At 34.1% G+C, this 13,949-nt stretch carries 18 protein-coding genes; all 18 read right to left on the bottom strand.

Annotated features, from left to right (window positions below; all coding sequences use genetic code 11):
- The 18 genes from ACOI6Z_RS07580 to ACOI6Z_RS07665 all read right to left on the bottom strand — a co-directional run bounded on the left by ACOI6Z_RS07580 (position 1) and on the right by ACOI6Z_RS07665 (position 13,732).
- On the bottom strand, positions 1 to 591 hold the full coding sequence (locus tag ACOI6Z_RS07580; RefSeq protein WP_074424940.1) for a hypothetical protein: 591 nt from the start codon (positions 589 to 591) through the stop codon (positions 1 to 3).
- 83 nt (positions 592 to 674) lie between these two features.
- Complete coding sequence (locus ACOI6Z_RS07585; RefSeq protein ID WP_420687158.1) at positions 675 to 1,658, bottom strand: hypothetical protein; 984 nt, start codon at positions 1,656 to 1,658, stop codon at positions 675 to 677.
- Between the two features lie 132 nt (positions 1,659 to 1,790).
- A complete protein-coding gene (locus tag ACOI6Z_RS07590) occupies positions 1,791 to 2,648 on the bottom strand; it encodes a capsid assembly protein (RefSeq protein WP_074424939.1) in 858 nt (285 codons plus the stop codon).
- A 50-nt stretch (positions 2,649 to 2,698) separates the two neighbouring features.
- Positions 2,699 to 4,351, bottom strand: a complete 1,653-nt coding sequence (locus ACOI6Z_RS07595; protein ID WP_074424938.1) for a portal protein — start codon at positions 4,349 to 4,351, stop codon at positions 2,699 to 2,701.
- Positions 4,352 to 4,368: 17 nt separating this feature from the next.
- The gene (locus ACOI6Z_RS07600) at positions 4,369 to 4,683 is read right to left on the bottom strand and encodes a phage tail protein (protein WP_074424937.1); all 315 of its coding nucleotides are present in this window, start codon (positions 4,681 to 4,683) and stop codon (positions 4,369 to 4,371) included.
- A gap of 2 nt (positions 4,684 to 4,685) precedes the next feature.
- Entirely contained in the window at positions 4,686 to 4,967 is a 282-nt protein-coding gene (locus ACOI6Z_RS07605; protein ID WP_074424946.1) for a putative phage head protein, read from the bottom strand.
- Positions 4,968 to 4,984: 17 nt separating this feature from the next.
- Positions 4,985 to 5,218: a phage protein gene (locus tag ACOI6Z_RS07610; RefSeq protein ID WP_065762104.1), complete on the bottom strand. Its 234-nt coding sequence runs from the start codon at positions 5,216 to 5,218 to the stop codon at positions 4,985 to 4,987.
- Between the two features lie 17 nt (positions 5,219 to 5,235).
- On the bottom strand, positions 5,236 to 5,568 hold the full coding sequence (locus ACOI6Z_RS07615) for a hypothetical protein (protein ID WP_139102936.1): 333 nt from the start codon (positions 5,566 to 5,568) through the stop codon (positions 5,236 to 5,238).
- Positions 5,569 to 5,594: 26 nt separating this feature from the next.
- A complete protein-coding gene (locus ACOI6Z_RS07620) occupies positions 5,595 to 6,086 on the bottom strand; it encodes a glycoside hydrolase family protein (RefSeq protein WP_338260792.1) in 492 nt (163 codons plus the stop codon).
- Entirely contained in the window at positions 6,083 to 6,436 is a 354-nt protein-coding gene (locus tag ACOI6Z_RS07625) for a hypothetical protein (protein WP_074424936.1), read from the bottom strand. The genes ACOI6Z_RS07620 and ACOI6Z_RS07625 overlap by 4 nt, the downstream gene beginning before the upstream one ends.
- Positions 6,436 to 6,738, bottom strand: coding sequence for a hypothetical protein (locus ACOI6Z_RS07630; protein ID WP_065762102.1), 303 nt, complete (start codon positions 6,736 to 6,738; stop codon positions 6,436 to 6,438). The genes ACOI6Z_RS07625 and ACOI6Z_RS07630 overlap by 1 nt, the downstream gene beginning before the upstream one ends.
- A 91-nt stretch (positions 6,739 to 6,829) precedes the next feature.
- Entirely contained in the window at positions 6,830 to 7,048 is a 219-nt protein-coding gene (locus ACOI6Z_RS07635; RefSeq protein ID WP_139102935.1) for a hypothetical protein, read from the bottom strand.
- A gap of 4 nt (positions 7,049 to 7,052) precedes the next feature.
- Positions 7,053 to 7,376 carry a hypothetical protein gene (locus ACOI6Z_RS07640; protein WP_065762101.1) on the bottom strand — a complete coding sequence of 108 codons (324 nt, stop codon included), beginning with the start codon at positions 7,374 to 7,376 and terminating at the stop codon, positions 7,053 to 7,055.
- An 85-nt stretch (positions 7,377 to 7,461) separates the two neighbouring features.
- On the bottom strand, positions 7,462 to 10,083 hold the full coding sequence (locus ACOI6Z_RS07645) for a DNA-directed RNA polymerase (protein WP_074424935.1): 2,622 nt from the start codon (positions 10,081 to 10,083) through the stop codon (positions 7,462 to 7,464).
- Positions 10,084 to 10,096: 13 nt separating this feature from the next.
- Positions 10,097 to 10,471, bottom strand: coding sequence for a hypothetical protein (locus ACOI6Z_RS07650; RefSeq protein WP_065762100.1), 375 nt, complete (start codon positions 10,469 to 10,471; stop codon positions 10,097 to 10,099).
- A gap of 54 nt (positions 10,472 to 10,525) precedes the next feature.
- Positions 10,526 to 12,415: a hypothetical protein gene (locus ACOI6Z_RS07655; protein ID WP_065762099.1), complete on the bottom strand. Its 1,890-nt coding sequence runs from the start codon at positions 12,413 to 12,415 to the stop codon at positions 10,526 to 10,528.
- 107 nt (positions 12,416 to 12,522) lie between these two features.
- Entirely contained in the window at positions 12,523 to 12,771 is a 249-nt protein-coding gene (locus ACOI6Z_RS07660) for a hypothetical protein (protein WP_065762098.1), read from the bottom strand.
- Positions 12,772 to 12,799: 28 nt separating this feature from the next.
- Complete coding sequence (locus tag ACOI6Z_RS07665; RefSeq protein ID WP_100663140.1) at positions 12,800 to 13,732, bottom strand: hypothetical protein; 933 nt, start codon at positions 13,730 to 13,732, stop codon at positions 12,800 to 12,802.
- Positions 13,733 to 13,949: the final 217 nt, after the last annotated feature.

Genomic DNA, 13,949 nt, shown 5'->3' on the forward strand with positions numbered 1-13,949 from the left:
TTATCTATATTTTTGAAACATTACAAATGCATCATCTGAGAACATATTGTATTTCCCATAATCAAGTTCATATTCCATACAACGTTGTTTTGCTTGTGCTTCTGAAATTTCCCATTTACCATCAATTTCTGCTGCACCAAAGTATTCACTATTGAAACGTCTGATTGAACGGGCAACAATTAGTTGTATGAAACAATCAGGCATTTCATCAAGATCTTGATACTCAATCAAATTAACAATTATTGGTGATGAGAAATAATTAGTTTCATTAACTCTGTCATAAACAAATCCAGCACGATTTATATAACGTGTTCTATTACTTGGTTCAATCAACGAAATGTAACTTGGTAGCCACATAATTTGATTACTGAAAACATCAGGTAGAAGTTTCTTGTTTAATAGAGTATTGAATGTCCATCCTTCTGATTGAACAACTCTATTTTCTCTATCTAAAATTCTTAATGCGTTTACTACATCTACATTAGATGTATCGAGTGATGTAACTGAAGGTTCACCGATAGAACCAATAATATCATTTACACAATCTAATGCTCTTGAACTGTAGATATTAGTTATATATTCTGTAGCCATTCCTTGGCCTCCTATTATTTTGAAAAAAACCCCATACCCACAAAAGTGGATATGGGTATATTTTTTTAGATTATTTAAACCTATTATTCGCCGGCAGTGAACACTAGAGCAGCAGTAGCTTCTGGACGAAGACCACCAACACCAACCGCCATTTTAGCGATGATTTGATCTGCTTGATATTCTGGACGACGAGCACGTTCTAGGCTCATGTCTTTTATTTTAACTTCGCCAACAGCAGAACGGTGTGCAATAAGAGCAACAACGTTAGAAGCAGTTACTTTACCAGTAGTTGGGAAAGCATGTTTACCATCAGCACCACCAGTGGTGAAGTGTGGAACTTCAACAATAGTGAAACCGGCAACATTAGTTAGAATACCTTTCTCTAGATTACCTAGAGCACTGTAGTTAGCAGCATTTGGACCAAGAGCAGCTAGGATAGCTGAGTAGGTTTCTGGTAGAACATAAGCATAACGATCACCAGTTAGAACATAATTCTGGGTTAGAGAACCACGAGCTTTCATTAGAAACTCAATTACTTTCTCACCTAGAGTTTTAGGTTCAGCTAGATCTGCTGCGGTCCCTACTTCTAGAACAGTTGGTGCACCTAGACCAGCAATGTTTTCATCACTATTAGCTAGTTTTGCAATTTCAGCTAGAACAGAGGCGTCATTAGCAATTGCTAGAGATTCACCGAGTTGGTTAGCATATTCAGCACGAACATCATAATGGTTCATTGCAGATTCTATATCAAAGATTAGAGCATCAGCAGTTAGTAGACCATCGATATTAATTACTTTTTCAGTTGCTTTCATCGCTTCACGTTTATCATCTAGACTCTCAGAAGGGAGTAGATAGTGAGCAGTAGCACGACCCAATACAGGGAAAGTTGCAGATTTACCGCTGGTGATTGTACGAACAACAATTTTGTCCATAGTCACAGAACGACGTTGGAAAGCAGTTAGGACTTCACCAGAGAAGACCTTTAGGAACATACCTAGTTTGTCAGTTGAAGTTGAGCCTTTACCTTGATCTAGACCTTGGAAAGAACCACCGTTAATATTAGCCATTTAATGACCTCCATTTCATAATTTTATTTTTTTAATTGATTTTTAATTACCGAAATCCATTTCGGCTTTTATAATTCTTTTGGAATTACCTAGTTGTAAAGGGGAAAAGGTAATTCCCCTGTATGATACATTTTAGAAATTACTACGCATTACACGTTGTTCTACTTCTGCACGATACTTTGGATCACGTGAATAACGTTTATCACTCATTGCTTCTACCATTTCTTGTGAAGTAGCATAACCTTTGACTGTATCTACTCTAGTTTGAATTTGAGGACGAGCAGATTTAGTAACTGAACGTTGTGCTTTATTACCAAACTTTTGAGATTTAGAAGTAGTAATTGTTTTATTAGTTAGAGATAGAATTGATTTAACGACTTTAATATTATTGTTATCCAACGCATCTTGAAGAGCATCTAGTGTGTCACTATCATTGGTCTCAAGATGTGAAATAATGGTGTTCCATTTATCTACACCACCTACATATTCAACAAGACTGTTAGCCATACGGTCTACCATTGCTTGTTGACCAGCAATATAATTAGCAACAAACTTACGATTAAAACCATATTGTTCTAGTGTTGCTAGTGACTTTTCAGATAGTTGTGAATCTTCAAGATATTCACCAATGATTGAATTTACTGCTTCTTGTGGCATACCATTAGCAACTGCGGATTCAATCATACTCTCAAGACCATCACGGCCTTCTTGAATTTCACGAGAGTTACTATCAACTAACTCAGAAATTTCATTAGAAGTTTTAGGTGTTTCAACTTCATTAATTTCTTCCACTTCTTCTTCAGTTTCTTCTTCTTCTTCAATTTCATCAAAGTCGATATCTTCACCAAGTTCAATACTATCATCGCCATCTCGTACAGAAACATCCATCTCAAGCATTGCTAGGTCATGTTCTGAAAGAGAACCATCACTAATAATCGATTCACTAGTTGCACCAAATTCTGCATATACATCACTATTTGATTGACTCATTTTTTTATTTTCCTTTATGTTCGGGGTAAATTAATACCCCTTTTGTTTTCTTATTGAGACCCTAGATTATTAGGATCAATATTCATATTTTGCATTGTCTGACTTAATGCTTCTGGTGATTGAGTAGCTAATGCACCCACACCTTGACCAGCAGCCGCTGCTGCATTTTGCATACCTTGCTGTCTCATTTCTTGCATTTGTTGTTGTTGTTTCTCTGCATCGGTTAGTAGTAAACCATCCGTATCAATACCTAGTGAGTTACATATACGTAATTTAAGCGTTGACATATTCACATCAGGATCTTGACTTAGTTGACTAACTGCACTCATAGCAGTAACAAACTGATTTAATTTATCTAGATCTTGACCACGCCCAAGAGCCTCAACACCAGTTGAAATATTTGGTGATAGTGCCTCTTTGGGTAGATTTGGGATCTTTTGAGTTGCCTGAAGTTGATTTAGTAATACACGGATAATTGGTAATTGCATTTCTTGATTAAGAACTGAATACACACCAGTCATTACTTGTTCCAATTGATCAGCCATATAACGTATTTCTTCAGCAGTTACGCGTTCAGCTTGACGTTGAACTGCACTATTTAATAGAAAAGCAGAGGCTAGGCGTTGTTCAATTTGACTTAGTAGATTTTGAATTAGTTGATAGTCTCCACTTTTATTAACTTGCAGATATTGAATATCATTAGGATTACCCGGAACAAAATCACCATTACGAGCATTAACTAAACGGTTAGGTTTTGTAACACCAGATGGGTTAACAATACCAATTACTTTAGAGCTAATCATTGTAATATCTAGAATACTCTTATTAAGATTCTCTAGAGCACGTAAATCACCCAAGTATTCTTCTGTATAACTACGTCCATAGCTTTCACCATCAAGACGATTCATACGAATAGCAATCCATGGAAGTGACTCTACTGGATAAGAACTAGCAGTTCCCGGAATCTCTTTACCATCAATCTCTTCATATGAAAGATATTGACCAGTTTTATCATCAAGATATACGTGAGTATATACATCCAGTTCAGACGTATCTTCATAAGCATCTGGATAATCCAATGATTCTTTTAAATCATCAGGTAATGCTGCAAATGCAATCTTTTCAGTAGTAACAATTTGAAGAATATTTCCATAACCATCACGTTGAACCACGTAGTTGTGAATCTTGTATAATTTGCATGGGTTATATCCAGCAATACTTTCTGGTGGAGTAATGTATAGTAAGGCATTACCACTAATTACTAGCTGTCTGATAGCTTCGGTTAATGTAACTCTATAACTATTATCTGCCATCCATTGCATTAGAATACGTTCACACATACTCAAGCCTTGATCAACAAGAGCCATCTGTGACTTATCACTTTCAACTTGTTTTAGAACGAATTCATTAAGATTTAATTTAAACCAAGGTTGAGACATCGGAAACAATGCATTAACTAATTTAGCAGTTAAGTTATTAACACACATTGCCCCCATACTTTGATATGGGGTTACATAGTAAGTAGAGCTATTATCACTGCAATCAGGAAACCAAGATGGAACAGTTACACGAGCACAATCTAGAGCACGTTGAATATACATATCGCGATCTTGAATTAAACTACTGTAAGCATTTTCTGCTCCATTGCGACCTAGACCAAAACGAGGTTTAGGTTGTTTTAATTTCTTCTTCCTTGAAGACATAATGAATTCTCCTATTATTAGATATTGATACCAGTTCCGCTTGAACGAGCAATACTTAGTGAACGTTTACCACTTGCAGCAATTTTCCTTTTTGCAGATTCAGTAGTTGCATCATCTTCACTTTCAATATCGTCTTGTGACGGTGCGTCAATGGCTACTGCTGGTGTTGGTGCAGAAACTGTTGCCGCTGGTGTTTCTTTTTCAATAACAGTTACACCATCATTACCACCTGCAACTAGACCAACGGCTCCTTTGGCAACGTCTTCTACTGGTTTAGTAACTTGTTTAACAGCTTTCTTTACTGCCTTTTTAATTTTTTTGAATAAACCCATTATTATTTTCCTCCAAATACGGATTTTCGTTTAATTGATTTGCCAATAGTTGAAGCAGTAATGTCTGCTGAACTAGTAGCTTTATTTGATAGTGAATCATCCTTATCAGTGGAATCATCAGTTGTTTTGTCTTTTTCAATAGCAAAGTCATCAGTTGATTTAGAATCATCATCAGATGAATCTCCAAATTGAACACCTGCAACTTCATCAGAAATCGGAGCTGGATCAATTGGAGTCGTAGTAACTGTAGTCTTTGGCATTTTCACTTTTGGGGAAAAGCACACTTTATTTTTCTCCTTTTTTAATCCCAATTGGGATTTGATAGTTTTATAATTTCCTGAAGTGCTGAATATACACCCTCAATATAACCATTGATAAACGCCTCATTAAAACCATTCATTCTCATATTATCGACTACACCACTCATCTTTAAGTATTCATATGAAAATACAGTTACTAGATGTTCGGTTAACTCTTTTGAGATAGAAGGTGTTGATTCAGCATCAAAAACATTTTGAATGTCATTAGTAATCATATAACTCCCTTTTATTGTTATTCCTTATAGGATACAATTTTTATATTTGGAAACTCTTCTGCTATTCTTGCGTAGATAGTTTTTATTGCTTCATTTTGATTTGAGTTCGTATTACTACCTACAACAAGAATTATAATATTATTATCACCTTGACCGGATACACTATGTAATCCTCTTACTTCCACTAAGTCACCAGAACGATGTAAAACATAATTCGCTCTTATTTCTAAAGAACCATTTTTAAGTTCCATTCTTCGTAATTCACGTATAGATAAATCTTCATCATCGGTCGTATTAGTTAGTTGAATTTCTACATATTCTGTGACACTCCTTTCTTTGAATTTAATCATTTTTTTAATTTCCTTTATTTTTATTGTTATTTCATATATGCCTTAAGTGTTCCAGTCCTGAATACTTCAATGACTCGATAACTTCTATTAGGCGTTTGAGAATACCATTTACTCTTTGATAAATTAATTGTGGCCTTTTCCCAATCTTTGTTTTTAAGTAGTGCAAGACTATTAGTGAATGTTGCTACGCCACCAATCCCCATTTGAAAAACCATGTTGATTAATGCCATTTGCCTTACACTATCTAGACTTTGATATACATCGTTTACTACTCTGTTTTGTTTAATTTGATTTATTGCAGTTTGAACATCTTCATTGAATAGTATCTCTACTTCTTTATCAGTTAATGTTCCATTAGTTGCTCTTGAAAATTTTTTATCCAAAATTTCAATAGCCCTTGTTTTATTTGCTTCTTTAGTTACTAAATGGCCTATGCCAATTGTGTAATATCCAAGCGTGTCTTTATATAAAGTATTTTTAATACCCTCATCATATTTTAACATTTCAAAAATATTCATTCGTTTAACCAATCCTTTGGTATTTCGTTTCCAATAGAAAACTTCCAACCTTTCTTTTTACAATAGTCGGAGTAATGCGTTTTGGATTTTGGACTTAATTTATTATCTTTCTGAAATAGAAATCTTATATCTAAATCAGGGTTAGCTTCTCTTACTAACTTATGCTTAGTTCTATCTTCACTAGTCCACCTACCTTTAGTCTCAACGAGTATTCCATTACTCAAGACAAAATCAGGTGTATAGGTTTTAACCACCACATACTTGTAGTGGCTAGTCTCATAAGTGAAATCAGATGGATTAAGTTTAGAAGCTACTTTCTGTTCGAAACCAGATCTATACTTATTAGCCATTACTGAATCTTACTAAGTTTTACTGAAATCAATACTTGTCGTGGCATTAAGTTATTAACTGCACATTCATATGCTTCGTTATAATCTAATGCCCTTACTGTATATTGCTTGCGACCATAATCATCTTCGATGGTGACAATATATTTCTTAGTATTAATAGTAATATCACGTTGCTCAATACCAGAGATCTCATCACCATTTGGAATTGAGTCAATAGCATTCAAGTATGCTGTTTCAAAACTATCTGCTTCAACTTGATATTCAGTAGATGTAGTAGTTATGATATAAGTTTTAGTATCCATTGTGATACCTCCATGTTGTGTTTCTCTAATAGGAAACAAAAAAGCCCAGCTACATGAGCCGGGCTTTTAATCTTTTGGAGGATTGTTTTTTTTATTCTTGTGTGTCTAAATCATCAATCAACAGTGTCAATTGACTAATATAAAATAACTCAACTTTAGTAATAGAAGCTATGTATGTATCAGTCACCTCTACTTCATCACCATTATTCCAACGTACAAAATATACTCCATCTCGACGTTGCAACCATACTTTAATACTTCCATCATCAGCTTCAAATTGTGAGGTTCCATATTTTACTTCATCATTCATCTTATTATTCCTTAAACATCTTAATATAATCGTTTGGTAGTTTGTTATTTGTTAGCGTCTCAATTAATTCTTCATTGAATTCATCAATATCACCATCAGTCCGAAGCAATACTTCTACGTTTGGTAGTATTTCTTCTAATAGGTTACGATATTCAATATTATCAAAACCGCACATTTCAATACAGTCATCATCTAGATACCGTGTTTCTTTTGGTGTTACAAGATTACGACTGACTTCATATAAGTCCATTTCTTTATCTAAAGCCACTACGATTTCCATAGTGGTATTTGATGCTTTCATTTTAGTTTTTAGCGTAATTGTTTTCATTTTATTAGATTCCTTAAAGTTTTATGTACTCCTACCTTTAGAGTCACTTTTGTTTTCATTACGTTGTATTTATAGTTTTTTTTAATTAAGCGAAGCAATATAAACTGTTTAACACTTCATTAATATCAAAGTTTCCACGTGCTGGTATGAATGGCATACTTTCAAGTTGTGATTCATGTAGTTGTGATTCAAACTGATAGTAAAACTCTTGAATTACATCGTTGTTCTTATACATATCAACGAATGCTTCACGAACACTTTTGAAAAGATTCTCAGCATCTGCTGCTATTGTTCCAAATGAATCATGAATTAGACTAAATGATGTAATACCATATACATCTTTAGCATGATTGACAGTCATTCTTAAATGTGATGCGTCCATACTATGTACGAAATTAGGTGCAACACCTGATGATTGTTTTGTTGTATTGATAGTTGAAGTATCATCTTCACTAATCTTAGCTCTTGCTTCAACACCGTGAATGAACGTTGAGATACTAACTTTGTTTTGTTTATAATAACATTGCCAAACAGGGAAGTTATCAGGAGTAACCCAAAACACTGGAAGAGTTTCTTTAACTACAACACCATTAACTTTAACTTCTTTAGAAAGTAGTTTAGCTGCTGTTTTTAACCACTCCATTGCATTCATTGCTGAAGAGATTACTTCGTGGCATACATCCCAAATTAACGAAGCCATATATTGACAGTTTTGACGTGGTTCAATGAACATGTATCCTTTACCATCATCGATTGCTGGTCTTACTGTATCTTCCATGATCTGATCACTAAAACCAAATTTTGTTGCACTGTATACTACAGTCATTACACAACGCTTTGTTACCTTACGTGTTACGCCAAACTTTAACCACTGATTTGCTAATTCTTTTGTTCCATAAACTGTCTTCTCATATATTGAACCATCTGAATCAGTAATGGTTTCACTTTTGTTTCCCGTTCCATTTAGTAAATCACCTTGTAACTTAACAATTACTGCGTCTGCTACTATTTGATATATGTCTTGTGGTTTATCACTTTGAGTTAAGTTTACCGCTACTGCTCCAACTTCATCACGAAGCATTGCAGAAAAATGTTGTGCTCCTGAGTTGCTACCATCGAATGAAATTGGTAGTGTTGAAACATATTCTAATCCGTTAACTTTAACTTGATGATATTCAAAACAGAATGCTAAGAACATCAATGGAGAATCCATATCTGCCCACTTACGATTAACTAGTGGATCAGTAGCACAAGCTATAATCATCTCTTCGTTATCAAGAACCCACTTAACACGAGATTCAAAATCTACTTTATCAACACCTGCACAGTTAGCACCGTGAATCTTTAGAAAGTAGAATCCTGTCTCGCCAATTGCTTTACCATTGGCAAATGTTAGTAGTGATTTAGTTAAGTCGTTACCTTGTGGATTGAATAGAGGAACTGCATAAATGCGACCACGGAAATCAAGATTGTGTGGAAAGTATATTGCTTTATATTCACTAAATTTATCTGCTTGACCAACAATAAACTCAGTCGCTAAACGTTTCGATACTCTCGCCTTTTCTTTTCTGTAAACTGGAATACATTCTTTTTTCCATTTCTTAAGTAGTCTTCTTGCTTCATCCGTGTCTTCATCCATTCCAGCATAACGACCCGGTAACTCAATCTCATTAGATCCCGGAATTCCAGCTAGTGGATATTCCCATTGATACATCTCTTTAACTACATCCAATACTTTAGTGTTAATCTTCCACGCCGTATCTTGTGCTGTGTTAATTGCATCAAAGATTCTTGTTAAATCTACATCATCATAACGTTTTAGAGCTTCTCGATTATTAATACGAATGAATGATAGTGGAGCACGTGACTTAGTATAGTAACCACCATTGTGAATATCAGTCCACGGTTTAGGAGGAACTACCATTGGTTGATACATAGGACTGATTGAACTTAAAGCAAAAGCACGATTAACAATCTTGTCTTTAAAAGGTTTAGAAATCTTAATCTCAGAGTGTGATTTACCTTGCTTCTTAATGATTTCTCGTTCAAGTAATCCAGTAGAAGTAATGATAAAGTCTATTACCATGATACCAACTGATGCAGCTTGTGAGTTAGACCAACGATCCCAAGCTTCAACTTTACCTTCACTTATGATGTGTTGCTCTGTGCTGGTTAGATATAGTCTTTTGTAGTTACTACCTAATCGACGTTTTGCACCACCTGCAACGCGTGATAAGAAATCTTCTTCTGATTTACGTAAACGACTAAATCTTATTTCTTCTTCTAATGCTCGACCAATTAATGTTCCGATGTTTTGAACAGTTACCATTTCATTCTTAATGAGTTTAGTTAGAGCAATCTTAATACCAATGAATGATACAACGTCTGGATTTAAATGTTTGAACACTGGATAAACTGATGACTTTCTACCGCTCTTATTCTCTTGTGTTTCTAACCAGTTCTCAATCTTCTTAGAAACAATAGGAATCAAAGTTTGAACAATTGGTTTTACTGAAGAATCCATAGTAACTTCTTCACGTTTAATACTAGATTCCAAGCGTTTCATGTAGCGTTCTGAACCCATATTATGAGATTCTAATTCTAATTTTAATTCCTCAGTTGCTAAGTCTTCACCAAACAATTCCATCATTCCTTGATAGTATTCGGTGAAGTCTGTGTTATCAAATTGCTTTCTGTTAATCTGCATTTCTCGTATTCCTTTACTTAATTAAAATTAATTTACCTTTTCGGTTAATTGCAAGTTTTGCTGCCAAGATTATCAATTCCTTTTGATACTCTTTTAAACTTACAATACTATTTATAGTTTCTTTTAAAATACCCTCTGAAATAGACTCTATTTTTAATGTTTTTATGTCAAAATTTTTTATGTCATTTTCACAAGGTATGATTATTGTTTGGGGAATGTAGTATATTATTAATTCCCCATCCTCAACATCCAATATAAATCTAATGTTTTTAGATTCTTCAAAGTAAATTGATTGATTAATATTACCAGTTGATTGAAGATGTCCTTTCAATGTTGCTATTCTATTTATACGAATTGCATTTATTACTTCCTGTATTGAAACTTCCATATCTCGTTTTTCCTTAATGTTGGGGCTAGAGGACATAGCCCCTTTTAAAACCTCTTATTTTAAATTAATGTTTAACTGCTTACGCAATGCCTGAATATCATTCTGTTCAATGAAAATACCAGATAGTGTAATCTCATTGATTTTGTAATAGCGATGCTTAAATCCAGTTTCGTTCTTACGTTGAATTGATTTACCAACTTTAATATACTTGTTCAAAATCTCAGCGTGTTTATTCTTTTTGATTTTTATAAAGCCAGTTCTCTTATCAACTTCCATCAAGTGTTTCCACTCTTCATTACGAGCCATTAGTTTCTTATTATTACCAAATGCTTCTTCACATACTTTGTTAATTACTACCATAGCTATTGCCATGATGTCACCGCGACCATATAGATCTTCGTGAATGTACCGTTTGTCTTGTAATTCATATGTAGTTAAGTAATCCACAATAACTTCACGGATAGTTTCACCTGTATTAACATGATGATAATCCTTCCAAACTTTACTGATAAAGTCTGTATCTGCTATTGCTCCATCTACTACCATTGGAATCTGTTCATCACTTAGTCCAATTCTACGTAGAGACTTAATGGATTCAATCAATGCCATGTATTCTGATGAGCTTGGATTAACTACAACTTCTCCGCTAACAAAGTAATCTTTAACTTTAGATAATAAAGTAACGCGTTCCGCTTTACGTGTTTCACTCATTGCTTTTAATTCTTTAGCTAATCTTGCTGCTGCTTCTTTTGAAGTTTCATGAGAGGCAATAATATTAACTTCATAATCATAATCTTGCATTCTTGATTTGAATGTAACGATATCCATCATTGATTGATATGAACGTAGCTTTGCTCTTTGAAAGTCAATTCCATACTTGTTAATTTTAAAGCAATCATTTTTTACACTAAAGAATACGTTAGCTGCATTAATCTCAGCACTGAATTGCTTACGTAAGTTTTCACGTTGAACATTCGTTGAGAATTTATTGTATGCATTATTTAATGAGTCAGCAGTTAGATATGCATCATTGATCAAATCAGTTGAGGTTACATCTTCATAGTTACATTTCTGATAATCAACATTCTTGATTACATATGAGATTGTTCTTTCTGTTCTTACTTTACGGAAACGGTTGACGAACTGTTCAATCTCATCTGGATCACGGTGATCAAGTATGAATACAGATGCAGTCTCTAAATCATCCTCAATGGAAAGTCCTTCACGAATTGAATCAGTTCCGATGATCAAATCGTATTGACCCATTCTTTTAGCTTCATAGAAATCTACAACTTCTTTAGCATTCTTAACATCACTGTTAACTACTAAACATTTCTTCCCAGTCGTCTTTTCATATGACGCTTTGATAGTATTACATAGGTTGATATCATTGATTAATGCAATTGCCTTTTCATCGCAATTTACAATCATCTCTTCAATCGCTGCTTTAGTATTCTTAGTGATGTAGGTATTAATAGTTTTCTTAGACTGTTGTTTCTTAGTTACACGATATACTCTGTCGATTTCAAATGATGAAAAATAACTTGCATCTACAGTTCCTGATAACAACACAACACTCTTGAAGTATTTAAAACACTGAATCAATTTACAAATCAATGGTGCTTTATAATCATCGATTAGTAATCCATGACATTCATCAACCACTAGTGTAATATCCTTGAATACACTTCTGTCTTCCGCTTCAACTACTGCCTTAACTTTAGCATTCCATGTAGAAACATCTTCACCTTCAATACTCTTTACAATACTCACTAGTGGTGCAACGAAGTAAGTATTTGGTTGTTTAGCAAAATAGAAACTTTTACCTGTGTTTACATCACTTATAATCAAGTTGATTCCTGAATCTAGTTCCATCTCAGCTACCATTTCTTCTGTGATGTATTCGTTACTGCTTAGATTCCATTCTTTAATATATTCTTTCATTCAGATTTCCTTATCTGTTCGTTTAGTTTTAATTGTCTAGATAAGATATTCTCTTTCCCTTTTGATATATCTTACCCTTCGTTTTATTTAGTAATTTCTTTCTCAAATTACGAGTTTTTAATCATCATTACCACAGCGATTATCCAAAAGATGATTCCAATACTACCACCAACTACAGCTAGTGTAGAAAAGTAGGCTCCTAATGTTAGTCCTGACCCGTATACGAAGAATTGTATAATCAATACAGGAATTGCCATGAACATTAGTCCCTGAAGGATACTACCAAATAATGATAATACCCCCGATACTACATATCCAAACCACATAGCAAATTGGTCTTCGAAATTTTTATTCATATTTTTATTCCTCATGTTATTTTGTTTGTTAAACTTTATAGTAGTCAATACTAATAATATCGTTATTCATATCATTAGTAAGTCTGTTAATTACTTTGTTAATGTAATCCTCAACGATAGTGTCAGTTGGGGCTACTGATTTCCACCAAGCTAACTTATCTTGTAGTTGATAGATAATCCCTTGTTGCCAAACCTTGTGTGCTGCTTCTGGTGTATCGTATGTATCAATTACATGAACAGCACCTTGCATAGTAATGTAAGCTTCGTATTCATTAGTCCCTAGTTTCTTACGAACACCCTCAACACTTGCTTCAATTGTATGCCATCCGCTAACAATATCATTGGCTATGTCCGATGCCTTCTCATTAATCTTATCTAGTATTCCTTGATTGAATGAACCATTAGCCTTTGTTTCATTCTCATAACGATTAGCGATATCTAGTAGATATTGAGTCTTCTTAAGTTGCCAATCAGCATGTGCTTTATCTGCTGTATTAAATCCTGTTTGAGTAGTTGTAACACCATCAATGGTTATAGTAGAAGTGAATGTATTATTCTTCCCAGCTTTAACACCAATAGGTAAACCACTTGATTTAAACGATGAAACAAAAGCAATGTTTACATACTCAGGAACAAAGACGCACGTTTGAAAACTATAGTATTTGTTATCATCTAGTAGTATATCCTTGTCCAACACATATCCATCTATATAGTTTTGTTGATGGAATTGATAGTAGTTACTGAACACCTTCATATCTTCAGACATATCAGCAAGAATGTAAGACGGTCTATTCTCTACAATCCATATCATAGAGAAGCAACGTTTGACGTTAGCACTCCATGTAGAATATACATGGTCAGTAGATTTGATTTGACCCTTCATATCATTAACCGCACCACACCCCCAGAATGGTAGGTTAGTTGCTTTTACTCTTCTTACTTTGTTAGTATTGTTACTCATTTTACATATTCCTTATGTATTATAGTAAAGCTATCCTTGCTTCACTTTGTTTCTATTGTTGTCTTATTTACTTTTGTTAGAGAGAATCATATCTTTATTAATAAGCTCATATATCACTTTAGTTATGCTGATATGTGATCCCTCATTCTTTAATACCTCCAAGTATTCAACCTGTGATGGTGTTAGTGCGACTGTATACTTCTCAGTCTTTCTTTCC

This window comes from Klebsiella sp. C239, assembly GCF_048822715.1.
Classification (GTDB): domain Bacteria; phylum Pseudomonadota; class Gammaproteobacteria; order Enterobacterales; family Enterobacteriaceae; genus Klebsiella; species Klebsiella quasipneumoniae.

Coding starts and splice junctions, on each gene's coding strand:
- ACOI6Z_RS07580 (WP_074424940.1), bottom strand. CDS start 591: ATGGCTACAGAATATATAACTAATATCTACAGTTCAAGAGCATTAGAT.
- ACOI6Z_RS07585 (WP_420687158.1), bottom strand. CDS start 1,658: ATGGCTAATATTAACGGTGGTTCTTTCCAAGGTCTAGATCAAGGTAAA.
- ACOI6Z_RS07590 (WP_074424939.1), bottom strand. CDS start 2,648: ATGAGTCAATCAAATAGTGATGTATATGCAGAATTTGGTGCAACTAGT.
- ACOI6Z_RS07595 (WP_074424938.1), bottom strand. CDS start 4,351: ATGTCTTCAAGGAAGAAGAAATTAAAACAACCTAAACCTCGTTTTGGT.
- ACOI6Z_RS07600 (WP_074424937.1), bottom strand. CDS start 4,683: ATGGGTTTATTCAAAAAAATTAAAAAGGCAGTAAAGAAAGCTGTTAAA.
- ACOI6Z_RS07610 (WP_065762104.1), bottom strand. CDS start 5,218: ATGATTACTAATGACATTCAAAATGTTTTTGATGCTGAATCAACACCT.
- ACOI6Z_RS07615 (WP_139102936.1), bottom strand. CDS start 5,568: ATGATTAAATTCAAAGAAAGGAGTGTCACAGAATATGTAGAAATTCAA.
- ACOI6Z_RS07620 (WP_338260792.1), bottom strand. CDS start 6,086: ATGAATATTTTTGAAATGTTAAAATATGATGAGGGTATTAAAAATACT.
- ACOI6Z_RS07625 (WP_074424936.1), bottom strand. CDS start 6,436: ATGGCTAATAAGTATAGATCTGGTTTCGAACAGAAAGTAGCTTCTAAA.
- ACOI6Z_RS07630 (WP_065762102.1), bottom strand. CDS start 6,738: ATGGATACTAAAACTTATATCATAACTACTACATCTACTGAATATCAA.
- ACOI6Z_RS07635 (WP_139102935.1), bottom strand. CDS start 7,048: ATGAATGATGAAGTAAAATATGGAACCTCACAATTTGAAGCTGATGAT.
- ACOI6Z_RS07640 (WP_065762101.1), bottom strand. CDS start 7,376: ATGAAAACAATTACGCTAAAAACTAAAATGAAAGCATCAAATACCACT.
- ACOI6Z_RS07645 (WP_074424935.1), bottom strand. CDS start 10,083: ATGCAGATTAACAGAAAGCAATTTGATAACACAGACTTCACCGAATAC.
- ACOI6Z_RS07650 (WP_065762100.1), bottom strand. CDS start 10,471: ATGGAAGTTTCAATACAGGAAGTAATAAATGCAATTCGTATAAATAGA.
- ACOI6Z_RS07655 (WP_065762099.1), bottom strand. CDS start 12,415: ATGAAAGAATATATTAAAGAATGGAATCTAAGCAGTAACGAATACATC.
- ACOI6Z_RS07660 (WP_065762098.1), bottom strand. CDS start 12,771: ATGAATAAAAATTTCGAAGACCAATTTGCTATGTGGTTTGGATATGTA.
- ACOI6Z_RS07665 (WP_100663140.1), bottom strand. CDS start 13,732: ATGAGTAACAATACTAACAAAGTAAGAAGAGTAAAAGCAACTAACCTA.